The sequence below is a fragment of the Wolbachia endosymbiont (group A) of Trypoxylon clavicerum genome, assembly GCF_947251665.1.
GTDB lineage: Bacteria > Pseudomonadota > Alphaproteobacteria > Rickettsiales > Anaplasmataceae > Wolbachia > Wolbachia pipientis.
The window spans coordinates 189,010-212,627 of record NZ_OX366374.1; the positions used below are offsets into that span (position 1 = coordinate 189,010).

23 protein-coding genes and 1 pseudogene are annotated in these 23,618 nt (G+C 35.6%); 8 read left to right on the top strand and 16 right to left on the bottom strand.

Going from position 1 to position 23,618, the window contains the following annotated elements; translation table 11 throughout:
• Positions 1-7: 7 nt before the first annotated feature.
• The 6 genes and pseudogenes from OPR60_RS00985 to OPR60_RS01005 form a co-directional block, all read right to left on the bottom strand.
• Positions 8-736: pseudogene (locus OPR60_RS00985) on the bottom strand (IS5 family transposase).
• Between the two features lie 103 nt (positions 737-839).
• Positions 840-2,117 carry an adenylosuccinate synthase gene (locus tag OPR60_RS00990; RefSeq protein ID WP_265039722.1) on the bottom strand — a complete coding sequence of 426 codons (1,278 nt, stop codon included), beginning with the start codon at positions 2,115-2,117 and terminating at the stop codon, positions 840-842.
• A gap of 30 nt (positions 2,118-2,147) precedes the next feature.
• The gene (locus OPR60_RS00995) at positions 2,148-2,900 is read right to left on the bottom strand and encodes an IS5 family transposase (RefSeq protein WP_265039632.1); all 753 of its coding nucleotides are present in this window, start codon (positions 2,898-2,900) and stop codon (positions 2,148-2,150) included.
• A gap of 119 nt (positions 2,901-3,019) precedes the next feature.
• Positions 3,020-3,223: an IS5 family transposase gene (locus OPR60_RS06740; RefSeq protein ID WP_007549940.1), complete on the bottom strand. Its 204-nt coding sequence runs from the start codon at positions 3,221-3,223 to the stop codon at positions 3,020-3,022.
• A gap of 91 nt (positions 3,224-3,314) precedes the next feature.
• The gene (locus OPR60_RS01000; RefSeq protein WP_065094391.1) at positions 3,315-4,481 is read right to left on the bottom strand and encodes an aspartate kinase; all 1,167 of its coding nucleotides are present in this window, start codon (positions 4,479-4,481) and stop codon (positions 3,315-3,317) included.
• A 489-nt stretch (positions 4,482-4,970) separates the two neighbouring features.
• Positions 4,971-6,389 (bottom strand): hypothetical protein, encoded by a 1,419-nt coding sequence (locus tag OPR60_RS01005; RefSeq protein ID WP_265039726.1) that lies wholly within the window; start codon positions 6,387-6,389, stop codon positions 4,971-4,973.
• Positions 6,390-6,547: 158 nt separating this feature from the next.
• Between OPR60_RS01005 and OPR60_RS01010 the strand changes: the two genes are divergently transcribed.
• Complete coding sequence (locus OPR60_RS01010; protein WP_265039728.1) at positions 6,548-7,822, top strand: APC family permease; 1,275 nt, start codon at positions 6,548-6,550, stop codon at positions 7,820-7,822.
• 311 nt (positions 7,823-8,133) lie between these two features.
• Here the strand turns inward: OPR60_RS01010 and OPR60_RS01015 are convergent, their stop codons facing one another.
• The gene (locus OPR60_RS01015; protein ID WP_265039729.1) at positions 8,134-8,586 is read right to left on the bottom strand and encodes a hypothetical protein; all 453 of its coding nucleotides are present in this window, start codon (positions 8,584-8,586) and stop codon (positions 8,134-8,136) included.
• Between the two features lie 140 nt (positions 8,587-8,726).
• On the opposite strand from OPR60_RS01015, the gene OPR60_RS01020 reads away from it, so the two are divergent.
• A complete protein-coding gene (locus OPR60_RS01020) occupies positions 8,727-9,761 on the top strand; it encodes an aspartate-semialdehyde dehydrogenase (protein WP_265039731.1) in 1,035 nt (344 codons plus the stop codon).
• A gap of 814 nt (positions 9,762-10,575) precedes the next feature.
• Here the strand turns inward: OPR60_RS01020 and OPR60_RS01025 are convergent.
• On the bottom strand, positions 10,576-11,070 hold the full coding sequence (locus OPR60_RS01025; RefSeq protein WP_065094394.1) for a Smr/MutS family protein: 495 nt from the start codon (positions 11,068-11,070) through the stop codon (positions 10,576-10,578).
• A gap of 93 nt (positions 11,071-11,163) precedes the next feature.
• Here OPR60_RS01025 and rlmB point away from each other — a divergent pair, with 93 nt between their 5' ends.
• The 5 genes from rlmB to lepB all read left to right on the top strand — a co-directional run bounded on the left by rlmB (position 11,164) and on the right by lepB (position 15,795).
• Positions 11,164-11,928, top strand: coding sequence for a 23S rRNA (guanosine(2251)-2'-O)-methyltransferase RlmB (gene rlmB, locus OPR60_RS01030; RefSeq protein ID WP_065094395.1), 765 nt, complete (start codon positions 11,164-11,166; stop codon positions 11,926-11,928).
• Positions 11,929-12,007: 79 nt separating this feature from the next.
• Positions 12,008-12,730: a Bax inhibitor-1/YccA family protein gene (locus tag OPR60_RS01035; protein ID WP_265039735.1), complete on the top strand. Its 723-nt coding sequence runs from the start codon at positions 12,008-12,010 to the stop codon at positions 12,728-12,730.
• Positions 12,731-13,267, top strand: a complete 537-nt coding sequence (locus OPR60_RS01040) for a cytochrome c oxidase assembly protein (protein WP_265039738.1) — start codon at positions 12,731-12,733, stop codon at positions 13,265-13,267. It begins immediately after the preceding gene.
• Between the two features lie 170 nt (positions 13,268-13,437).
• Positions 13,438-14,415: a quinone oxidoreductase family protein gene (locus OPR60_RS01045; protein ID WP_265040306.1), complete on the top strand. Its 978-nt coding sequence runs from the start codon at positions 13,438-13,440 to the stop codon at positions 14,413-14,415.
• 633 nt (positions 14,416-15,048) lie between these two features.
• Positions 15,049-15,795 (top strand): signal peptidase I, encoded by a 747-nt coding sequence (gene lepB / locus OPR60_RS01050; RefSeq protein WP_065095134.1) that lies wholly within the window; start codon positions 15,049-15,051, stop codon positions 15,793-15,795.
• Between the two features lie 7 nt (positions 15,796-15,802).
• Here the strand turns inward: lepB and OPR60_RS01055 are convergent, their stop codons facing one another.
• The 4 genes from OPR60_RS01055 to iscU are packed head-to-tail and all read right to left on the bottom strand — an operon-like array spanning position 15,803 to position 18,894.
• Positions 15,803-17,656 carry an Hsp70 family protein gene (locus tag OPR60_RS01055; protein ID WP_065095132.1) on the bottom strand — a complete coding sequence of 618 codons (1,854 nt, stop codon included), beginning with the start codon at positions 17,654-17,656 and terminating at the stop codon, positions 15,803-15,805.
• Complete coding sequence (locus OPR60_RS01060; RefSeq protein WP_065095133.1) at positions 17,634-18,092, bottom strand: iron-sulfur cluster co-chaperone HscB C-terminal domain-containing protein; 459 nt, start codon at positions 18,090-18,092, stop codon at positions 17,634-17,636. The genes OPR60_RS01055 and OPR60_RS01060 overlap by 23 nt, the downstream gene beginning before the upstream one ends.
• Positions 18,085-18,498 (bottom strand): HesB/IscA family protein, encoded by a 414-nt coding sequence (locus OPR60_RS01065; RefSeq protein ID WP_007548854.1) that lies wholly within the window; start codon positions 18,496-18,498, stop codon positions 18,085-18,087. The genes OPR60_RS01060 and OPR60_RS01065 overlap by 8 nt, the downstream gene beginning before the upstream one ends.
• A 12-nt stretch (positions 18,499-18,510) precedes the next feature.
• On the bottom strand, positions 18,511-18,894 hold the full coding sequence (iscU, locus tag OPR60_RS01070) for a Fe-S cluster assembly scaffold IscU (protein ID WP_007548853.1): 384 nt from the start codon (positions 18,892-18,894) through the stop codon (positions 18,511-18,513).
• 191 nt (positions 18,895-19,085) lie between these two features.
• Here iscU and ftsY point away from each other — a divergent pair, with 191 nt between their 5' ends.
• On the top strand, positions 19,086-19,997 hold the full coding sequence (gene ftsY, locus OPR60_RS01075) for a signal recognition particle-docking protein FtsY (RefSeq protein ID WP_265039744.1): 912 nt from the start codon (positions 19,086-19,088) through the stop codon (positions 19,995-19,997).
• Here the strand turns inward: ftsY and radA are convergent.
• The 4 genes from radA to OPR60_RS01095 all read right to left on the bottom strand — a co-directional run bounded on the left by radA (position 19,984) and on the right by OPR60_RS01095 (position 23,582).
• Positions 19,984-21,327, bottom strand: a complete 1,344-nt coding sequence (radA, locus tag OPR60_RS01080) for a DNA repair protein RadA (protein ID WP_065095383.1) — start codon at positions 21,325-21,327, stop codon at positions 19,984-19,986. The two genes, ftsY and radA, sit on opposite strands and share 14 nt — an antisense overlap.
• A gap of 177 nt (positions 21,328-21,504) precedes the next feature.
• Positions 21,505-22,257, bottom strand: a complete 753-nt coding sequence (locus tag OPR60_RS01085) for an IS5 family transposase (RefSeq protein ID WP_265039745.1) — start codon at positions 22,255-22,257, stop codon at positions 21,505-21,507.
• Between the two features lie 57 nt (positions 22,258-22,314).
• Positions 22,315-23,184 carry a 2-amino-4-hydroxy-6-hydroxymethyldihydropteridine diphosphokinase gene (gene folK, locus OPR60_RS01090; RefSeq protein ID WP_265039748.1) on the bottom strand — a complete coding sequence of 290 codons (870 nt, stop codon included), beginning with the start codon at positions 23,182-23,184 and terminating at the stop codon, positions 22,315-22,317.
• Complete coding sequence (locus OPR60_RS01095; RefSeq protein WP_065095180.1) at positions 23,184-23,582, bottom strand: dihydroneopterin aldolase; 399 nt, start codon at positions 23,580-23,582, stop codon at positions 23,184-23,186. The genes folK and OPR60_RS01095 overlap by 1 nt, the downstream gene beginning before the upstream one ends.
• Positions 23,583-23,618 lie beyond the last annotated feature (36 nt).

Below are 23,618 nucleotides of genomic sequence, written 5' to 3' on the forward strand. Positions count from 1 at the left end.
AGCCTGTTCATAATTTTTTCAGAAGTAAGGCAGTGAAAGCCAGAACTACCATTTGTAGGCTAGTATTGAGTTTTCGCTCACAATTTTTCCACAATCTTCTACATTTTTCTAACCAAGCAAAAGATCGCTCCACAACCCATCTTTTGGGCAATACAACAAAGGAACGTAATTCATTTCTTTTGATCACTTCAACGGTTGCACCAATAATCGTTTTTATTTGAGTTACAAAATTCTCTCCAGTATAGCCTGCATCAACCAGTACATTTTTAACTCCCGAGAGGTTTTCTTTTGCATTTTCGACCATTCTCACAGCACTGCTACGGTCAGTTATCTCTGCTGTTGTTGTATAAATTGCATGCTTGCGTATCTACTGCAATACGGCCCTGAAATCTTCTTGCCTGCATCATAGCTTCAGCAGTATCTGCATTTTTTATACTCTGTGCATCAATTATGCAGAAGCTTTTCCGACCATTGTTTTGTCGCAATTATTTTTTTTTAATACCAGCTCCAGAACACTTTCTTTATTTGCATCTGGTTTTTCACTCCACTTCTTAAAATAGTCGTAACAATTGCGCCATTTTGGGAACTCTTTTGATACCATTCTCCACTGGCAACCACTTTTTAACACGTATAACACTCCACAAAATACATCATGTAAATCAAGTGTTCTTGGTTTTGTCTTCTTTCTGCAAGATTCCAGATCTGCTACAATAATCTCAAACTTTTCTCGACTTATGTCACTTGGTTATAAACTTCGCATATCCTACTTTATATACTTTATCCTCTCACTTTATCTCTTTTTTGAGATTACGTACAGGCTCTAAGATACAAAGACGTTTTTAGAAATCTTTAAGCTTAATAACATCCTCTCTCTTTGGACTAGTTGAGATTAGATGAATTGGTACACCTATTAATTTTTCTAACCTGTCTATATATTTTATTAAATTAATAGGCAATGCTTCAATCGACCTTTTACCTTGAGTGTTTTCCTTCCAGCCAGGAAATTCTTCATATATTGGCTCTAATTCCTCTTGTATTGAATGTGATGCGGGTAAATAATCATACATTTTCCCGCTGTACTTGTAATCAGTGCATATTTTAATTGTATCAAAAGAATCAAGCACATCTAATTTGGTTAATACAATGCTTGAAACTCCAGAGAGTTGTACGGCCTGGCGCACTAAAACCGCATCGAACCATCCGCAACGCCTTCTTCTATTGCTCACTGTTCCAAGCTCCTTGCCTATAGTAAATAAGCTATTCCCCACTTCGTTCTTTTGCTCAGTAGGGAATGGACCATTGCCCACTCTTGTTGTATAAGCTTTTGCCACACCAATAATGTAAGCATTGTAGGCTAATCCTGAGCCTGTTATTGCTTGCGACGCTACAGTATTGCTTGAAGTAACAAAAGGGTAAGTTCCGTGGTCGATATCTAAAAATGTACCTTGGGCGCCTTCAAATATTATTTTCTTACCTTCTTTCATCAAGTCATTTAATATCTTCCATACAGGTTTTTTATATGGAAGAATTTTTTCTGAAATCTCTCGAATTTCCTTTAATATTTCTTCTTTTTTAACCACCTGGTAGTTAAGGCCTTTCCTGATAGCATTGTGATAATTCAAAAGAGTATCCACTCTTTTATTGAGCTCATCTGCGTTTTCTAAGTCACAAAGGCGTATAGCTCTCCTGCCAACTTTATCTTCATAACATGGCCCTATCCCTTTGTTTGTTGTACCAATTTTGTGATTTCCATTTAAATCTTCAAATAGCTTTTCCTTGTCCTTATGTACGCTAAGTATTAATGGGCAGCTCTCGGATACCATCAAGTTGTTATAGTTTACGTCTACTCCTTTAACTTTCAATGACTCTATTTCTGAGATTAGAGCGTGTGAATCAAGAGCAACGCCATTTCCTATGATAGATATTTTGCCCGTTCTCAAAACAGCAGAGGGCAGTAAATTTAATTTATAAACCTCATCATCTACTACTATAGTGTGCCCTGCATTATTTCCTCCCTGAAATCTCACAACTACATCTGCATTCTCAGAAAGATAATCTACTATTTTACCCTTGCCTTCGTCACCCCATTGCAGACCAACAATTACAATATTATTCATCATTATTTTCTAGGCTCTGTGGACAAAATTTTAGAGAAGCCATACAAGAGCTCCAACAAAATTGAGAAAACCAATAAAAACCTCAGCAGTTTTATCAAATCTGGAAAAAATGCGCCTAAAATTTTTAATTTTACCAAAAAAACACTCAATCAAATGACGTTCTTTGTAGATATGCTCATCGTAATACCTTTGCACTTTTCGATTCCGTTTTGGCGGAATAACTACTGTACATCCCTTGTCTTCAAGACTTGTAACAAAGGCATTGCTATCGTAGCCCTTGTCAGCTACTACAGTAGAGTTATAGATACTTTCGGTCAACACTTGTGCCTGCGTAATTTCATTTCTTTGACCAGGAGTCAGAGTAAATTTAAGTGGATTTCCAAGTGCATCGACAAGCGCATGTATTTTAGTTGTAAAGCCACCTTTGCTCCTCCCTAAAGCTTCTTGATCCTTGGAGTTTTTTGTATATCCAGATGAACATGGATGGGCTCGGATGATCGTACCGTCGATTATAGCAACTTCTAAATCAGGCTCTTGTTTAGTATATTCAAGCAATTTTTTCCAGACATCTCTTTCACACCATCTTTTAAATCGCTTATGTATACTCCTGTAATTACCATAAGTTTTTGGTAAAAGTCTCCATTGGCAACCACTTCGCACTATGTACCACACTGCCTCTATGAATATTCTTAAACGTTTTTCATCTTTGCTGTGCATTCCTTTTACGCTTTTTATGAACTCTAAAATTTGTTTCCAATTTTCCTCTTTGATGTAATATTGCATATGGTAGTTTCTCCATTTTTTACCTATTAGGCTAAACTACCATCTTTTTCTCTCTTTTCATATTTTTTGTCCACAGAGCCTAGCATATTATGTATTTTTTCCAATTTGCCATTACTACGTCACCTGAGAAAATAGTCATACACCGTCTTCCATGGAGGAAAATCTTTCGGCAGCATTCTCCATTGACAACCACCTCTCATTATATACCTTATTGCATTAATAATTGTTCTGATATTGTGCTTTCTTGGCCTCCCTATCTTTCCTTGTGCAACATGTGGCTCCAAAATTTCCCATTCCTTATCACTTATATCACTTGGATACAATTTTCCCTCCTATTTTTTACTTACACTATCATATTTTTTTCCTCATTCCTTTTCAAGACATACTCTTAGACAACTGGACGTCAAGCCTATCCTAGTGCTGCATATCAAGCTCATACTCAGTATGTAAATCTTTGACTAAAGCTACAGCGTATTCTTTTTGAACAATTATACTGATTTTGATTTCAGATGTTGTGATAGCAAGTATTTCTATCTTTTTTTCGCTTAAAACCTTGAGTGTGCGGTGCATCACTTCAGTGTTAGACATAACACCAATACCAATTATTGAAATTTTAGCTACATTATCGTTTATAGCATAATTTTCATTCTTATTCAGTAACTTTTCCATTAAATCAATATCAAATTTGGAGATAACAAAACTTGACCCATGTATCATATCAATTTTAACGTTTGCTCCTGCTATATCTCTTAAAGTACGCAAGTTATTTGCAAGGTTAGTGAAAGTTACAAGAGCTTCATTAGTGCTATAAGCTATTCCAGTAATTAAGTATCTCTCTAGTACATCCCTTTTGTGTAGCACTGTGGTGCCTTCTACTTCCTTAAAAGTGGATAGCACTTGCACTTTAATGTTATGTTTCATTGCAAGTTGTACTGAACGATTATGCAGTATTTTAGCACCAGATGACGACATTTCCAACATTTCATCGTAAGAGATAAATTTGAGCTTGCGTGCCTTTGGAACAATTCTCGGGTCTGCTGTATATATTCCATCAATATCAGTAAAAATTTCGCAAGCTCTAACACCAAAGGCTATCGCGAAGGCAACTGCTGATATATCAGAGCCTCCTCTTCCAAAAGTAGTGATTCTATCATCATTTATACCCTGAAAACCAGCGATGATCGCAGCAGTATAACCCTCAGCAAAAGATCTTTTCACACGGTCAATCTTTATTGTTTTTATTTTAGACTCAGAATAAAAATCATCAGTTACAATTGGTAACTGCCAGGCAAGCCATGATTTAGCATTAACTCTGATCGATTGGAGAGTGATAGCTAATAGACCGCAAGAGATTTGTTCTCCTGCTGAAAGCATAACGTCATACTCTGATAACTCTTGTCTGCAACTTAAATTTGAGATTTGCCTAGCCTGAAAAGCCATTTGGTCAGTAAATCCTGCAACAGCAGATACAACAACGATTACATTACAACCTTTCTCAATATCGTTTTTTATCAAATTTGCAACTCGGTTTAAATCAGTTAGCGAAGTCCCACCAAATTTTTTTATGATTATTTTGTCCATAGTTACAATATAACTCTCTTCTGAAGAAAAATATAGTTTTTGTAGAGATATAGCTAACCCAAATTAGGTTTACTGAAACAAATTTTATGATTGTATTGAACAATTTAAGTTGTCATTCCAGCGCGTGACGCTGGAATCCAGATTTTTTAGACTGGATCCTATGGTCAAGCCCATAACTGTACGAACATTGTGATTTGAGAATAATCTCCGCCAGGAAGGGTGTCATCCCAGTGCTTTGGCACTGAGATCCAGAAAACTTAATTTTAAATAAGTACACCAGATAGCTGCATAATAAAGGCTGGATTCCAGTGCCAAAGCACTGGAATGACATCCTCCCTTGTGGAAATTGCTCTCAAATCACAATGTTCGTACAGCTATGGATTCATTCGCGGTATAGATTCCGCTAACTAGTAGCGGAATGACGAATTTGTTGTTTTAAAATTGTCAGTAAATTTAAGTCAGTTTAGCTATATAGCACGAATTAAACCACTAAGCAGCAGAAGACCTTGCATGACCTCCAAAAAATGTTTTTACTTTTTCAAGATAAGTAGGTGGTTCTGGAGGAATTTCTATCTCATCTATTTCAGAGTATATTGCCGCATCTACAATTTCATTTGTTATTAATTCCCTTAGTTTTTGCTTTATCTCACTTCTTCTAATACCTTTTTTTCCATAGCCGTTATAAAACATTACATATAATTCCTTAAACACAAATTCTTTTATAGCATCTCTTGTATAAGAAATGCCATCCTTTACTTCATCACTCACGCTGCTTAAATCCACCTCAGAACCTGGTGAATACAAATCATCAAAATTTTCTTTCAAAACTTTTATCTTATAGTAATGCTTGTCCATATATCTCTCAAAAAATCTTTTAGTAGCATTACCAGCCAACTTTCCTATTGACCGAGGCTCTAGTAGAGCTGCAAAGTTGTTTTTTGCTTCAAGGCTACTTAATGCATAAATGATGCGGATAAGCATTCCAGGACCACATTTGCGTTTACTTTCACGAAAGCGAACCAGTAATGTAACTTTCAAATGTTCTACGTCTGCATTTTGCTCTCTTGCTGCAATTAAAACTAAATTTATAGCCTGTGTCGGTGTCAATCCGGTTCGTGAATCCACCCAATTTACCCACTTCCCAATCTCATAATCATCCAATCTTAGATAAGGTTCTATCCAGTATTTTTGCTCACTTGTTAAACCGTTTATATAACTTTTAAACTCTTCATCTAACTCATTTGATGGTGTCCCATATTTTTCCTTTAATTCTTTAGCACATTTAATGGTGCTTTTCTCAAAACTTCTAGTATGAACACTTTGACTGCCAGTGCCCACATCACTTACATTAAACAAAAAGCTTAGCTGCTTTACATTCCAACCCAAAGGTGAGAAGAGCTTTATCAATGGATACTTTATTAACTCAAGAAGTGCTACTGGAATCAGTAATATAGCATTTATAAGTATGAAACACGCTTGAAGAGGTAGTGAAAATCCTTCATCTTTCCATCCTTGCAGTAAGCTATTAACGGCAAGTATCTTCAAAGTACAATACAGAAATGGCAACTGTATCCAATATATTAAATATATAGAAAAAAGCAAGATTTTATCTCTTACACTTATTGTTGGATCATGATACACTTCAGAAAAGGCATCATAATCACCGTTTTCATTTTTGAAAGATCGATAGCTACTTGTAACCTTTTCTGTAAAAATAGAGCAAAGTATATATATACCCAAGAAAACAGCAAGCATGACCAAAGAGAGTATATTAAGAATTAATTCGATGGCTGGTTCACTTGAGACTTGAGGAAAAAAGAATTGAAGAAACATATTGGCTAAATATAAAAACAGAACCCATGCTGCGATACAAGCAACAAATAATAAAGCATACCCACAAACAACCAAAATGCTTTTAACCTCGGATCCATAACCTCCTCTTAATAACTTGTTAATATAATCTATTTTAGAAATAAATTGAGAAAAATGCAAGTTTTTATGTTAAAAGATCGATTGAAATTTCTGAGTTTAGGGTATATTGTTAATCTATTTAGATAAGAATTATTGTGTCAAATAAAATAGGTTTTTGGGCTATTTTTGCCTTAGTGATTAGTAGTCAAATTGGCTCTGGAATTTTTATGCTTCCAATTAGCCTTGCTCCATATGGCATGTATAGCCTTATAAGCTGGATAATATCAGGGCTTGGTGCTATATCTCTTGCTTTAGTTTTTGCCTCACTCTGCGCAAAATTTCCGGAAACGGGTGGCCCTCACGTCTATGTAAAGCATGCTTTTGGCCCTGCTGCAGCTTTTTTTGTTGGTTGGACGTATTGGGTGATCTCATGGGTTAGCACAACAGCCGTAATAGTTGTGGGTGTTGGTTATCTTACACCATTTTTCCATGAAGATATTCAAAACGTACATCTGTTTTTAGAGATGTTATTACTTACAATTATTACACTAATAAATTTTAGAGGAGTAGCTACTGCTGGACGTGTTGAGTTTTTATTGACGGTGATAAAAATTTCTGTATTGCTTGTAATACCTATAGCAGCATTGTTTTTTTTTGATAGAAATAACTTCATCATAAGTGAAGAAATATCAAATCTTACAACATCGCAGATTCTTGCCCGTTCTACACTTATTACTCTATGGGGTTTTATTGGAGTTGAATTGGCAACAGCACCTGCAGGGTCAGTTGATAATCCAGCTAGAACAATACCAAGAGCTGTGGTACTTGGAACAATCTCTGTTGCTGTTGTGTATTTTATCAACAATCTTGCAATTATGGGATTAATAAATGGCAATGATTTAGCAAGTTCAAGAGCACCATATGTTAACGCAATAAAAATTATGGCCTCTGGCAATTGGCACTTGATTATTTCTATAACTGCGTTCATTTTTTGTGTTGGTACTTTAAACGCTTGGGTACTAGCTAGTGGACAAGTGGCCCTCGGCCTTGCAAAAGATAAACTGATGCCACAGTTTTTTGCTCAAAGAAACAAGCACGGTTCTCCTTTCTGGGGCATAACAATCAGCTCTGTTGGTACTTCAGTTCTACTAATTCTCACTTCAAGCAACAATTTTGCTAAGCAGATCACATCAATTATCGACTTTTCTGTAGTTTCATTTTTATTTGTTTACCTTGCATGCAGTCTTGCTTTTCTCAGAGTTATTGTGCAAGAAAAGAGTTGTTACAAATTTTTAATTGGCAGTATAGCAACAACCTTTTGCTGTTGGGTAATATTTGAAACTTCTGTGAATACCTTGCTGATCGCAAGCTTATTCACTGCAAGTGGCGTACCTCTTTATTTATTTTGGTATCGCAGAGTTTCTGTATAGCAAATGTTATGTATCTGTTCAGCAGAGTGGCAAAATAAGGTAGACGAGAAAAGACAACTATAGGAAGAAATGGGTGTCATGCCAGTGCGTGACACTGGCATCCAGTTCTTTCGCGCAGTTCCATCAAAAACGTTGTAAAGGATTAATCGCTTTCGTGTTTACCAACTTAGTGCCCAATCTGGATCCCAGTGTCAAGCACTGGGATGACAAGAAAGGGAGCACTGGAATTTTTGTTTCAATATTTGTACATGAGCCATGCATCTGAGCAGATACAATGTTGTAGCTAGAGATAATTTTTAAATGATTGATATTTATGAACCACGACTTTTCTTGTTGTCCACTTGTTCAACATTACCCTTCCCAAGTTTACTATCTACTTCTTTTGTGTGTTCATCATCTATACTAGTTTCATCTTTTATCTTACTAGGGTAATCTTCCTGCGATTTTTTATATGCTTTCATGTTGTCATATATAGGGTTACTGATGATTTCTATTTTTTCAGGTGTGAAAATCCTTGCTAAAAATCTCCTTATTATTGGTATTGACCTTAAGAAATCTCTTAGCTTTGAAGATTCTTGTCTTTTGTTTAGAGACTGTTGGTCTATTTTAGAGGTTTTTACACCATACTTTTTATCATCAAAATTTATTGTAGGCTTTCTTTTATTCGAAAGAACACTTTGGGCCTTTGATCCATTGGTTCCTTCAGGCCCTTGAGGTGTAGAAATTGCAGGTTTAACCTTAGTTTCATCGTATTCCTTACTCATCTTTCATTTCATTATGTAATATTACTAATATTGCATAATAATAGCTAAATTACAATTAATTGCAAGGTAAAAATATTAAAACAATTGTAAATTTTGTCAGTAAAAATATAATAGAACTTTGAAATTAGAGGTTCATCTATATGGGATACAAAATTGCTGTTATTGGAGCAACCGGAAGAGTAGGGCGTGAGGTATTAAGCACGCTTGCTGAATTTCAAGATAAGGCGATAGATTGCGTTATTGCACTTGCATCGAAAAAATCAGAAGGGAAGAAGGTGAGCTTTGGTGACAAAGAGTTAACAGTTTTATGCCTTGAGGATTATGACTTCGTTGGAACTAATGTAGCCATTTTCTGTGCTGGATCTCATGTTTCTGAAGAGTATGTACCAATTGCAACACAGGCTGGATGCATCGTGATAGATAACAGTTCCCATTTTAGAATGAAAGAGGGTGTGCCACTCATTATTCCAGAGATTAATAAAGAAAAAATTATGGAATATAAAAACCACAACATAATATCCAACCCAAACTGTACTACAATACAGATGCTGCTAGTACTACATCTATTACACCAAAAAGCAAAAATAAAGAGAATCGTTGCTTCAACTTATCAATCAACTTCTGGTGCAGGCAAAGCAGCAATGGATGAGCTCTATGACCAGACAAAAAAAATCTTTATGAACGAAGCTAAAAAACCCAAGATATTCTCTAAGCAAATAGCATTCAATTGCATTCCCCATGTAGGAGAATTCATGGAAAATGGTTCTACAGAAGAGGAATGGAAAATGCAAGAGGAGACAAAAAAAATTTTAGAGGAAGATATAAAAGTTACTGCAACTTGTGTAAGGGTACCCGTCTTTATCGGTCACGCTATGGCAGTAAATGTGGAATTTGATCAACATATCACTGAAGAACAAGCTCGTGAAGTGCTAAGTGAAGCCGAAGATAGTGGAGTTTTAGTGTACAACAGGCGTGAAGATAGTGAATACATAACTCAAATTGATGTTGTACAGGAGAATGCTGTATATGTATCGCGTATTAGAAGAGACAATACTGTTGAGCACGGATTAAATATGTGGATAGTGGCTGACAACCTGCGCAAAGGCGCAGCATTAAATATAGTGCAGATTCTTGAGATTTTGATAAGAGAGCATTTGTCAATCAAGTGCATATAGAGCGCACGTACGTTGTAATTCGAAGGAAATTTGTATACCACATGGCAGCGCGTGACGCTGGAATGGCTTTGTTGCATCGCTACTTATGAAAGGCTAACTATAATTAGGATTATAAGCAACTTATTGAAAATCTTGTTTTTTTTGCAATCAATCTGATCAAATTTAAGAATAGTAACTTGTTATTTATATTAATAAATTTAATTCTATTGAAAATAGCTAAAGCATTGAAATTCTTGAATTTTAGCCGGATTAGTGAGTGGTAGTGAAATTTCTTTTACTCAAATTTAGGTATTCACTGACCGTTCTTGTTATAAATACCAGAATAATAAGCTACTGATATTCTCCACCTTTTTTATCTTTAATCCATCATAGCTAGCGATGCAACAAAGCCGGCTGGATTCCAGTGTCAAGCACTGGAATGACACCATTTGCTGTGCAGTTTACCTTCAAAAATGAATGTTCGTACAGCTATGGAATAAATCGCGGTATGACGGTTCGCAGCGGTATAGTAACTCGTCACCCCGCTACGTGTTAGCGGCTGAGATACCGCGGCGGTATGACGTATAAGCTATACTTTTATACTCACCAACTCAGTATCCAATCTGGATCCAAGTAGTCAAGCTATTCGGATGACACCCTCATAAAGTGAAATGAGATCCCGCTAACACGTAGCGGGATGACGGGAAAAGAGGTACTGGGAGACATCCTTCCTGGTAGACCCAAATCACAATGTTCGCACAGTTGTGCGTCACGCGCTGCCGAACACTGTATGGTTATACAAGAAAAATTAAGGCTTAAAAGGAAACTTAAGCAGCTAATAGGGCCTAAGCCTTCTTAATAAAACATAAAAAGCCCCTTTACCACCATGTTTTTTCGTAGCTTGCTGGTAGTATAGAACCATATGCTGGATTTTAGTATCATTTAACCACTTATTTAAGTTATTCTTCATAGTGTCTGTTTTATTTGTTGCACTGCCGTATCCCGTAATTACCAATAAACATCTATTTCCTGCTCGATAATTTTTGATAATAAAATCTATCAATTTACAGTAAGCATCCTCTATATTATAGCCATGCAAATCGAGCTTATCGCTTATAAAATATTTACCCCTATCAATCTTTGATTTTGTGTTGTAGTCAAGACAAAATGATGAGTTACCATTATTGGTATTAAGAAAATTCCCTTGTAAGTCGGAGGTACCTTTATCAACCATAGACTTTATATTTACTTTATGATCAACTTTCAAAGTAACTTTTCTACATTCTATTGGCTTAACATTTTTTTGCCAATCCAACTCATCGTCCGACATAAACGCATTAATCGAATTGTATAATTTTACAACAATATCCAAACATAGTAAAATGTTGCTTATTCTATAAAAAACCAGATTTTCAATAATACGATGAAATCGTCGAAAACTAATGAGAATTTTTGGCTGTATGGAAAGCACACCTGCATGTCAGCATTAAGAAATAAAAATAGGCGGTGTATAGAACTGTTAGCAACAGAAAATTTCTATAGAGAACACGAAAAAGAAATTAGGCAATGTGTAGACAGTAAGGGCATTAAAGTTCGATTAGTAGAAAACAAAATACTTAATGACGTTTTACCCAAAGGTGCTAACCATCAGGGAATTGCTTTAAATGTTGCCCCTATTCTTTATAACTTAAGCATCGAAGAAGTAGCTGAAAGCTCAAACGACAGCTCTACTATAGTCATTTTAGATCAAGTCACTGACACGCACAATATTGGATCAATTTTAAGAACTTCAGCTTGTTTTAATGTCGACGCATTGGTTTTACCACATAACCATTCACCGAGTGAAAATGCATCTATTGCAAAAGCAGCAAGTGGGGCTTTAGATATTGTTCCGCTAATATACGTTACAAATATAGTAAAAACTATGCAGTATTTAAAAAAGGTCGGCTACTGGTGTTACGGGTTTGATTGCAATGCTAAAGAAAATATAGATGAAATAAAGAGTTTTGAGAAAAAAAGAGTAATTATTTTTGGTTCTGAAGAGAAAGGAATGCGGAGGTTAGTTAAAGAAAATTGTGATTATCTTTTAAAAATCCCAATGTCAAATGCAATTAACAGTTTAAATGTTTCAAACGCAGCAGCAATAGGCCTATATTCTATTTATATTAAAACAAATGCCAGCGCATAGCTGTTTATAATAAAAACACTTGATAAAAATATGATTTTATATTATAATGTGTTAAGTAATGGATAAAAGGAGTTATATTATGTCTTATATGAGAAATGAACAGGATATTCGCTCTCAAGGCGTTTATTATAGTACTGGGCTTAGAAGTTACCTAACTAAAGTATATAATTACATGGCTTTAGCTTTGGGCGTCACAGGGCTTGTTGCATTTTTAACAGTATTTTCTGGTCTTTTTCAAGTAATTTATTCTAATCCCGTTCTATCGCTTGTGGTAATGTTATCTCCGGTTGCATTGGTGTTCTACATGTCTTATAGAATTCAACACCTAAGTGCTCAGTCTGCCGTTACTATATTTTTCTCGTTCTCAGTGTTAATGGGGCTTTCCTTATCTTATGTTTTTATAGTTTATACTGCAGAAAATATAGCAAGGGCGTTTTTCATTACATCAATCATGTTTGGCTCTATGGCTTTATATGGCAATACTACAAAAAGAGATCTTACAAGTATGGGCTCTTTCTTGATTATGGGAGTTTGGGGGTTAATCATTGCGTCTATAGTAAATTTATTTCTTGGAAGTAGTCCTCTCCACTTTGCAATATCGTTCATATCAGTAATAGTCTTTACCTTAATGACTGCGTATGATGCTCAAAGAATCAAGGACGTTTATTATAAACATAATGACGGATCAGAAGTTGCTACTACTAAATTGGCAATACTCGGTGCAACTAATCTTTATTTTGACTTTATTAATATATTTCTCAATCTACTCAGGTTACTTAACTTGTTCAACAATAGGGATTAGATGTTTTCCTTTTTAAGGAAAGGCAGTAAGAATTCTATAGTTTTCTTTTTAGTATCTTTAGTTGTGTCGATGATATGTCTTGCATATGCATCGGTACCTCTATATAGCATTTTCTGTAAAGCTACTGGGTATGGTGGCACAATAAGAAAAGTAACTAACACAACAACAAATATAACTAACCAAAAGATCAGGGTCTATTTCAATGCTGATATAATGTCCGATCTACCTTGGGAGTTTAAATCAGAAACTAACTACGTTGACGTAAACATAGGAGAACAAAGTTTAGCGTTTTATTACGCAAAAAATCTATCTGATCAGCCTTCATTTGGAATGGCGGTGTATAATGTTACGCCTTTCAAAGCAGGTAAGTATTTCAATAAAATTGCATGCTTTTGTTTTGAAGAACAAATGTTGCTACCAAAACAAAAAGCAGCTATGCCCGTATCTTTCTATATAGATCCTGAGATAATGCTTGATAGTAATACAAAAGATTTGGGCGAAATAACACTATCATACACGTTCTTTAAGCTTAAGTAACAGAATGTTTGCAAACCGTGTCATTTCAGTAATCAATAGGGTGTCATCCAAGTAGCTGACACTGGAATGACAGGAGGTAACGCAAGAAGTCTATTGATTGTGAAAACAATAACTTTGCAAAATATTAATTGTTAGATAACATAATCAAAGTTTTTATCTTAATATTCATCATGGTTAGAGCTATACAAATTAAAAAAACTGGGGGACCAGAAGTATTAGAATTTGTAGATAAGAGCATAGGTGAGCCAAAAGGCGAGGAAGTTTTAGTACGTCACACAACTATCGGCTTAAATCGTTATGATTTAGAGCACAGAAAAGGTATGCGCAAAATTAAAGATCTACCATCAGTGCTTGGAGTGGAAGCAGTGGGAGTGATTGAAAAGCTTGGTAAAAAAATCAGTGATGGATTGAAGGTCGGAGATAGAGTTGGATATTGCACAGCTCCTCCAGGGGCATATTGTGAAAAGCGCATTATACAGCAGAAATATCTGATAAAAATTCCAGATAACATATCTGATGAAGTTGCTGCTGCAGTGCTGTTTAAAGGTATGACAGCTCACTATTTAGTTAATCAATCTTATAAAGTTAGGCCTGGTGCTTTCGTGCTAGTTCATGGGGCTAATGGTGGTTTAGGACAAATAATATGCCAATGGGCAAAGGATAAAAAAGGTGTAGTGATAGGTTCTGTAAGCTCTGATGAAAAAATGAAGATAGCTTTACAAAGTGGCTGCACATACGCAATAAACTACAATGATAAAGACTTCGTTTCTAAAATTATGGAGATTACGCAAAACAGAGGAGTAGGTGCAGTGTATGACCCCATAGGTTACGCTACAAGCAAGCTCTCTTTTGAATCTTTAGGCAGGTTCGGCATATACGTTTCCTATGGGCAGATATCAGGTAACGCTCCTATTAGTTTTTCTTTACTTAGTTCACGTTCGTTATTTGCAACTGGAACCTCAATATACCATTATAAGCATGATAGATTCACATTAGTGCTTACCACAATGGAAATCTTTGAGATGCTAAGAAAAAAACTTTTAACTGTACGGATCAATAAAAAATATAAATTTGATGAAATAATTCAAGCACATCGCGATATGGAAAATAGAAAAGCGAGTGGGTTAAATATTATCAAAGTTTCTTAAATAAATTAGTAATCTAAACTAACCATTCATTAAATCATATCAACTAGGCTCTGATGGATTAAAGATAAAAAAGATAGGGAATATCAGTAGCTTATTATTCTGGTATTTATAACAAGAACGGTCAATGAATACCTAAATTTGAGTAAAAGAAATTTCACTACCATTTACCAATCCGGCTAAAATTCAAGAATTTCAATGCTTTAGCTATTTTCAATAGAATTAAATTTATTAATATAAATAACAAATTACTATTCTTAAATTTGATCAGATTGATTGCAAAAAAACAAGATTTTCAATAGGTTGCTTATAATCCTAACTATAGTTAGCCTTTCATAAGTAGCGATGCAACAAAGCCATTCCAGTGTCAGCTACTTTCATAACACCATATTACCTTAACAAAAGCAAATGTTCGTACAGATGTGCATCAGCTACTTTCATCTGCCACCTGCAAATTGCAATGTTCGTACAGTTATGTGTCACGCTACTTGGATGACACCGTTGAAAGAAATGAACCGCCTTTTCAAAATTGTTTTGAATAGAGGAATAACATTCACAAGTAAAATTTCATATTACCATTTTTTAATTTATGTATTATAATAAGCTTAATCTATAAGAAAAACAAAGTTGGAAAAGTTGGAAGAACTAAGCAAAAACTGGGTGATAAGAACGGGAAGATTTTTATCTTCATTGTTTTTTTTACTGTTGATTGCGCTATCAATACGTAGTTTTTTATTCGAGCCATTTCATATACCTTCTGGTTCAATGAAAAGCACCCTACTTGAAGGGGATTACATTTTTACTAGTAAATATTCATACGGTTACAGTAAACACTCATTTCCATTTTCTCCAAACATTTTTAGCGGCAGGATTTTTTATACCCCTCCAAAGCGTGGCGACATAGTAGTTTTCAAACCCACAAGAAACGACAGTATCAGGTTTGTTAAGCGAGTAATAGGAACACCGGGCGACAAAGTGCAAATGATAGAGGGAGAATTATACCTAAATGATCAGAAAGTAGAGCGAAGGCAAATTGAAAGTTTTTTTGATTATGAGTCAAATCGTAACATACCAAGATATATAGAAACGCTTTTAAGTGGCAAGGAACATGAGATTTTGATAGATAACGTCTCTAATAAGCTATCATATAACACTCCAGTTTATTATGTACCTGATGATCAATTTTTTGTTATGGGAGACAATAGAAATAATTCTTTAGATAGTAGGTTTTCTGAAGTTGGTTTTGTACCAATGGAAAATATCATTGGGCGTGTAAGCATAGTTGGTTTATCATTTAAATTAGGAAAGGTCGATTGGTTACCATTTAATTTCAGGTTACCTGTTGCTTTGAGATTAAATAGGGTATTGCACAAGGTTGTGTAAGCTTTTTCTACCTATTTGTTAATTCACACAACTCTAAAGAAGAATTTTCTAACTCGGCGATAGCGTTGTTAATTTCATTCAAGTCATTGCCTTGTAAAGCGTTTTTTGCATTTTGTAATAGGTTTTTCAACTTTTGATCAGTGGAAAGGTTATTATTGTTTTCAACCAAGTGTATGAGTTTATTTCCATTAATTTTAGCACCTGCAAGGGAACGAGCCTTCATATCTTCATCAAAGCTGTTTATTGACTGGTTAACCATATTTTGAACATCAGCTTCACTCAAGCCAAAACTTGAATTTACTTTAACTGTCTGCTCAATTCCAGTAGTTTTTTCTCTTGCAGTAACAGTCAAGATTCCGTCAACGTTAACTGTAAATTCTATTTCAACTCTTGCAGAACCTGCAGGCAGTGGCGGTATACCTTTTAGTTCAAACTGCGCTAGAGATTTGTTATCCTCTATCATTTCACGTTCTCCCTGACAAACATGAATTTTCATTGCTGTTTGCCCATCAATATAAGTTGTAAACTCTTTTGTTTCTGAAACTGGCAGTGGCGTATTTCTTGGTATGATTTTTTCAACTATGCCTCCCATAGTTTCTATGCCAAGTGATAAAGGTAGAACATCCAGGAGAATATTCCTATCTTTTGAGCTCGAAATTAAATCATGAGCCTGCAGAGCTGCCCCAATGGCAACTGCTTTATCTGGATCCACGTCATTTAGTACTTTATTTCCAAAGAGTTTGACTAGTGAATTTTGAACCAATGGTGTTCTAGTTGCACCACCAACTAAAATTACTCCTTTTATATCATCAATTTTAAGATCTATATCACTTATAGTACGAGTGACTATATTGATAGTCTTATTGACCAAAGAACTGATTGCCTGCTCGAATTCTTCTCTAGTAATTTCACATTTAAATGGCTTGCCGTTAATGTTGAATTCAAAAGTACCTACGGTGTTTTCGCTCAGATATTCTTTTACAATACGTGATTCAATAAGTGTTGTCATTCCAGTGCTTGACACTGGAATCCAGTTCTTATTATATAACTTTCTAGTGTGTTCATTTGTAATCAAACTTTCTGGATCCCAGACTGGGATGACACTAGAGCATTCTTTGTTTAAACCTACCTTTTCTCTATACTTATCAAGCACAATAAGGTTAAGCAAATGATCAAAATCATCTCCACCGAGTTTAGTGTCACCACCAACTGCAAGAACTTGAAACACTCCTTGATGCAATTTCAATATTGAAATATCAAATGTTCCACCACCAAGGTCATAAACTGCATATATTCCACTGTTATTGTTCTTTTCAATGGAGTAAGAAAGCGCTGCAGCGGTTGGCTCGTTAACGAGGCGAAGAACTTCTATGCCGGCTAATCTTGCTGCATATTTGGTTGCGTTACGTGCTGAATCGTCAAAGTAAGCTGGCACAGTGATCACTGCTTTTTTTACTTCCAGCCCCTTAGACTTTTTTACCCTCTTACATAAAGCTTTTAATATCTCAGCAGAAATCTCAACAGGAGTAAGATACTTTTCCTCTGCGCATTTTATTCTAATAACTTTTTCGCTTTCATGATCTATTTCAAAATTGACGCCTTCTTTATTTAATTCTTCAACACTTTTACCCATTAAACGTTTTATCGAGTAAATTGCATCTGAGTCAACATCGTAGCCAGTTTTCAATGTATTATTTTCATACGAAATAACAGAAGGCAGTAGCTCTCTTCCCTGCTTATCTTCAAATATCTCCACGTTGCCAGCTTTATTTACCATGGCAATTAAAGAATTGGTAGTACCAAGATCTATACCAAAAACTACTTCATTTGAATCCGGTTCAGAAATTTGAATTGGTTGCATTCTTTTTCACCTCCTCAAATGACTTATATAAATATTTCAATCTTAGGACTTGTGTAGCAGCTCCATCAAAATTCTTTACAGCAAAAGTGTTAATTAGGTTTTTAATGCAACCTTTTATTTTTTCATCAATCATCCTACTTGCAAATTGTAGATCATCGCAGTCCAGCAAATATTCTCTTATTTCCATTGATTCATTTAATATTTCAGAATTTGGATGATCCTTTGGGCTTCCTACACCAAAAAGATTCAACAAATGCTCGGCACGTTCTAGTGGTGACTTCAGCACTTGATAAGCTTTGTTGATATTTTCCATGTTTTTGGACTGTCTTTCATTTATATCAGTCTTGCTTAGCTCAATATATTTTTTCTCTAGCCCATCAAAGCTGATATTGAAAGTTGGTTCGATTTCAAACAATGTAAAATAGTTGCTAGACATGAAAACTCTCTCCACAACCACATTTTCCTTTCTCATTAGGATTTTTGAAAACAAAACCCGATGAAAATTTTTCTTCTACATAATCCATTTCAGAGCCAAGAATAAACATGACGGATTTTGGATCAATCAACACTTTAACTTTTTGGCCATCACTACAGTTTTCCTCAATTATCGACTCTAAAGGACGAGTATCATATGCATATTCAATATCATATTTTAAACCAGAACATCCTTTTTGCTTAATTAGCACTCTTATTCCTATTGCTTCTTCCGGTTTCTCAAGGTTAGTATGCTTCTTTTGGTCCAATAAATACCTTATCCTTTCTACTGCTTCCGCAGTTATAGTGATAAGTTTTTTATTCTTTTTTACAGTTTCACCTCCGCCTACTTCTTGATATTCACCCATGTTCGTAGCTTCTTAATTCTTTTGTTTACTTTGATAGTCATGAATAGCAGCCTTTATAGCATCTTCAGCAAGCACCGAGCAGTGTATTTTTACTGGCGGCAAAGACAACTCTTCCACTATTTGAGTATTCTTTATCTGTGTAACGTCACTGATGGTTCTCCCCTTTATCATCTCTGTTAACAAAGAGCTTGAAGCAATGGCAGAACCACAACCAAAAGTTTTAAATTTTGCATCTTCAATAACACCTTTGTCATTGACCTTTATCTGCAATTTCATTACATCACCGCACGATGGTGCACCAACTAAACCAGTGCCAACATTTGGATCATTTTTATCCAGAGAGCCAACATTCCTTGGATTTTCATAATGATCTAAAATTTTCTCATTATAACTCATAAAATTACCTATAAACTGCTATTTTACATTATAACACATTTAGGTTGAAAACTAAAGAAAAATGCACTCGCAACCGCTGTATTTTGTGAGTAAAATGTAACGGTTGCGAGTGCATTTTTCTTTACAAATATACGTAGTGCATGTCATCCTCTATATTGTAATTAAGTTTGAATTTTAAAAGGAGCATTCCCTTGAGTTTATTTGGTAATCTTTATAAAGGCTTGTTAAAAACTTCTTCTCGCTTTAGCGACGGGGTGAGAAGTATTTTCTCTGGCAAAAAAAAATTAGACCAGTCGCTTTTAGATGAGCTAGAAGAATTGCTAATTAGCATGGATATTGGTCATAAAACTTCCAAGTTGATTATCGATAGGCTCACAAGCATCAAATTTGACAAAGAAGTTGAGTATAATATTATCACGCAGCAATTAGTGAACGAAATAGAAGCTATATTAAACCCTGTCGTGCAACCGTTAATTTTAAACAGAAAACCACATATAATAATGGTATGTGGAGTAAATGGTAATGGTAAAACCACAACTATAGGTAAGCTCGCATATAAATATAAGGAGATGGGAAAGTCCGTTATGCTTGTTGCATGCGATACATTTAGAGCTGCTGCTAGTGAACAATTAAATATTTGGGCAGAACGTTCTGATTGCTTGATTGTTACTGGAGAGTACGGTAGCGATTCCGCGAGTGTGGCATATAGAGCTGTAAGTCAAGCTATAAAAGATAACGTTGATGTCGTTCTAATTGACACAGCAGGAAGGCTACAAAATAATGTGAACCTTATGGAGGAATTATCAAAAATATATAGAACGATAAAGAAATTAGATGATACTGCTCCTCATGACGTTATTTTAGTTCTTGACGCAACTACCGGCCAAAATGCTTATAGCCAATTAGAGGCATTTAGTAAGATGGTTAACGTTACCGGGCTAATCGTAACAAAGCTAGATGGCACCGCTAAGGGCGGAGTAGTAATTGGACTTGCAGAAGCTTATAAGGTAAAGTTACATGCTATAGGAATTGGCGAAAATATAGAGGACTTAAGGGAGTTTACTAGTAAAGAATTTGCTGAAGCACTATTTAACTGTGATTGAAGATTTCTCTTAATTCCCTTACGTGACCAAGCTTAATTATCTCAATATCATGAGAAGAGTAATTACCATTTTTAGGCATAATTGCTTTTTTAAATCCTAACTTTTGTGCTTCTTTTAGTCTGAGATCAGCATGCGAGACATTCCTAATTTCTCCTGAAAGTGCAACTTCACCGCAGATTATTGAAGAAGTTGGCAGCGGTAAATTTACTACACTTGAAATAAGGGAAGCAGCAACAGCAAGATCAGCCGATGGTTCCTGTATTTTGAGTCCCCCTGCAATGTTTAGGTATACCTCTTTATCATGCAAAAACATTTTGCAACGAGCATTTAGCACCGCGATGATCATAGCCAATCTATTAATATCCCACCCAACTACTGCCCTTCTTGGGGTTGCCATATTAGTTCCTGCTATTAATGCTTGCACTTCCATTAAAATTGGTCTTGAACCTTCAATTCCTGCAAATACGGCGCTGCCAACTACTTCTCTGTCATGGGCCATCAGAAACAATGATGATGGGTTATCAACAGGCACAAGTCCTGCTTCAGACATCTCAAAAACACCAATTTCATTTGCAGGGCCAAATCTATTTTTAATAGTGCGTAAAATGCGGTATTGATTGCTATTTTCACCTTCAAAATATAATACCGTATCCACCATATGCTCCAAAGTTTTAGGTCCAGCTATTTGTCCATCCTTAGTTATATGACCAACTATTAAGAGAGAAATACCATATTGTTTCGCAAGAATGGTTAATTCATGAGCGCAAGTACGAACCTGAGTTACAGTCCCTGGTGCTGATGTAATTCTGCTATCATACATTGTTTGTATAGAGTCAATTACTAAAAATTTAATACTTTTGTTTTCCTTTATCGTTGCTACTACATCAGTTAAAGACACTGTAGACAAAAGCTTAATTTTAGGTTCATTTATCTTAAGACGCTTTGCTCTGAGACTCACTTGCTCTAAAGATTCCTCGCCAGATACATAAAGACATTCAAAAGAGGAAAGTTGCACAACATTAGCTGCAATTCTAAGCAAAAGGGTGGATTTTCCAATACCAGGTTCGCCTCCAATTAAAATGCTAGCACCTTGAACGATACCCCCACCAAAAACTCTATCTAATTCTTCTATTCCTGTTAGAAAACGACTTGGAGTGATAATTTCGCTACCCGATAACGTCTTTATTAAAATTGGCGCAGACATACTTCTTTTGCCCGTTTTTACTGCTATTTCCTCAACAATTGTATCCCAATTGTCACATGCGATGCACTTCCCTACCCACCTACCAGTGCTATGACCACAGGATTGACATACATATACAGTTTTCATCAGAGCCAAAATTATTTTGTTATAATTGTAATAAAAATTAGCTGAATAGGCGAAGTAAATCTAAACACTGAGTCTCACAAACGTTGTGGTGCGAAGATAATTGTCATAAGTTGTACCATTTAAATTCATGCACAATGATTGCGCGAACGCTTCCCTCTAGGCTCTGTGGACAAAATTTTAGAGAAGCCATACAAGAGCTCCAACAAAATTGAGAAAACCAATAAAAACCTCAGCAGTTTTATCAAATCTGGAAAAAATGCGCCTAAAATTTTTAATTTTACCAAAAAAACACTCAATCAAATGACGTTCTTTGTAGATATGCTCATCGTAATACCTTTGCACTTTTCGATTCCGTTTTGGCGGAATAACTACTGTACATCCCTTGTCTTCAAGACTTGTAACAAAGGCATTGCTATCGTAGCCCTTGTCAGCTACTACAGTAGAGTTATAGATACTTTCGGTCAACACTTGTGCCTGCGTAATTTCATTTCTTTGACCAGGAGTCAGAGTAAATTTAAGTGGATTTCCAAGTGCATCGACAAGCGCATGTATTTTAGTTGTAAAGCCACCTTTGCTCCTCCCTAAAGCTTCTTGATCCTTGGAGTTTTTTGTATATCCAGATGAACATGGATGGGCTCGGATGATCGTACCGTCGATTATAGCAACTTCTAAATCAGGCTCTTGTTTAGTATATTCAAGCAATTTTTTCCAGACATCTCTTTCACACCATCTTTTAAATCGCTTATGTATACTCCTGTAATTACCACAAGTTTTTGGTAAAAGTCTCCATTGGCAACCACTTCGCACTATGTACCACACTGCCTCTATGAATATTCTTAAACGTTTTTCATCTTTGCTGTGCATTCCTTTTACGCTTTTTATGAACTCTAAAATTTGTTTCCAATTTTCCTCTTTGATGTAATATTGCATATGGTAGTTTCTCCATCTTTTACCTATTAGGCTAAACTACCATCTTTTTCTCTCTTTTCATATTTTTTGTCCACAGAGCCTAGCAATTGCTTTTAAGGTATTATCATCTAGATCTCCCTTCTGATCGTTTACCCAGGCAATGTTGTAGTGTTCCAAAACATTTAAAATAACGTCTGACCAGAAGCTATCAATGCTGACTTTAATGTCACCAACTTTCATATATTGATTAAGGTCATCAAGCACTGGTTTTAAGCGTGCATACTCTGCTTTTGGAGTTTGTATTGAGGAGCCAGGTCTTGTTGATTGAGCACCAAGTTCAACTATGCTTGCACCATCTGATAACAGCCGCAGTGCCTGCTTGGTTGCTTGATCTGCATCATAATAAAGACCACCATCTGAAAATGAATCAGGAGTAATATTGACAATACCTACAAGCTCTGGCGAAAGCGTAAAACTCCTTAAAAAGCAATCCTTAATGTTAGGGTTAACAGTACCAAACGTTTTGTTAACTACTGCCATGGGACTCAGCATTGCCATCAAGTGAAGCAAAAATGGTCTGTTTATCAATTCTGGGTGAGGAATTTTAAGGTAGGGTGTATCAAGTGTCAGGTCATCCCATAACAAAATATCCAAATCAATAACGCGAGGTGCCCATTTTTCATAGACCTGCAGACGGCCAATGTCACATTCAATTTGTTTAAGGCCCTTTAACAGCTCTCCAGGAGAAGAAGAACAACTTCCATACACAACCATATTTAGAAATGGCCTGTCCCACCTAGGTGGAGCATCATTTGGTAAAATAGCCTTAGTTTCCAGAATAATTGAAGATTTTAAATTTTTAAAATAGCGCTCCTGCAGTAACTGAGCAGCCTTTTGTAAATGGGAAAAGCGATTCCCCATATTTGAGCCAATAGAAATATAGATCATTAGTTATCTTCCTGTTCTTGCAGTGCATTACAATAGGTAAAAAAAACGCCTCCATGTACATTAGGAACGGGTGGTGCAACTTTGTAAGTAGTTACTCTTACAGAAGAAATAATATGCTTTTTTTGCAGCAAAAGATCATTAATGATCCTGTATATATCATGAGTTAAATGTTCGATTAAATTAAATTGCTTGTTCTGAACAAGAGATTGAATATTTTGTACTATCTCTAGATAGCAGACAGTGTCTTTTAGCTGGTCAGTTGTAAGCCCTAAAGGAGGGGATTTAAAAATAAAATCAACATCAATACTAACTAATTGGGAATGATACTTCTCTTCTGCACTGCACCCTAAGTGAACCCAAAGCCGTAAGTCAGATATAAGAAGATTACATGTAGACATTGCATTCCAACATCACTGAGTTTAAGCTACTTACAA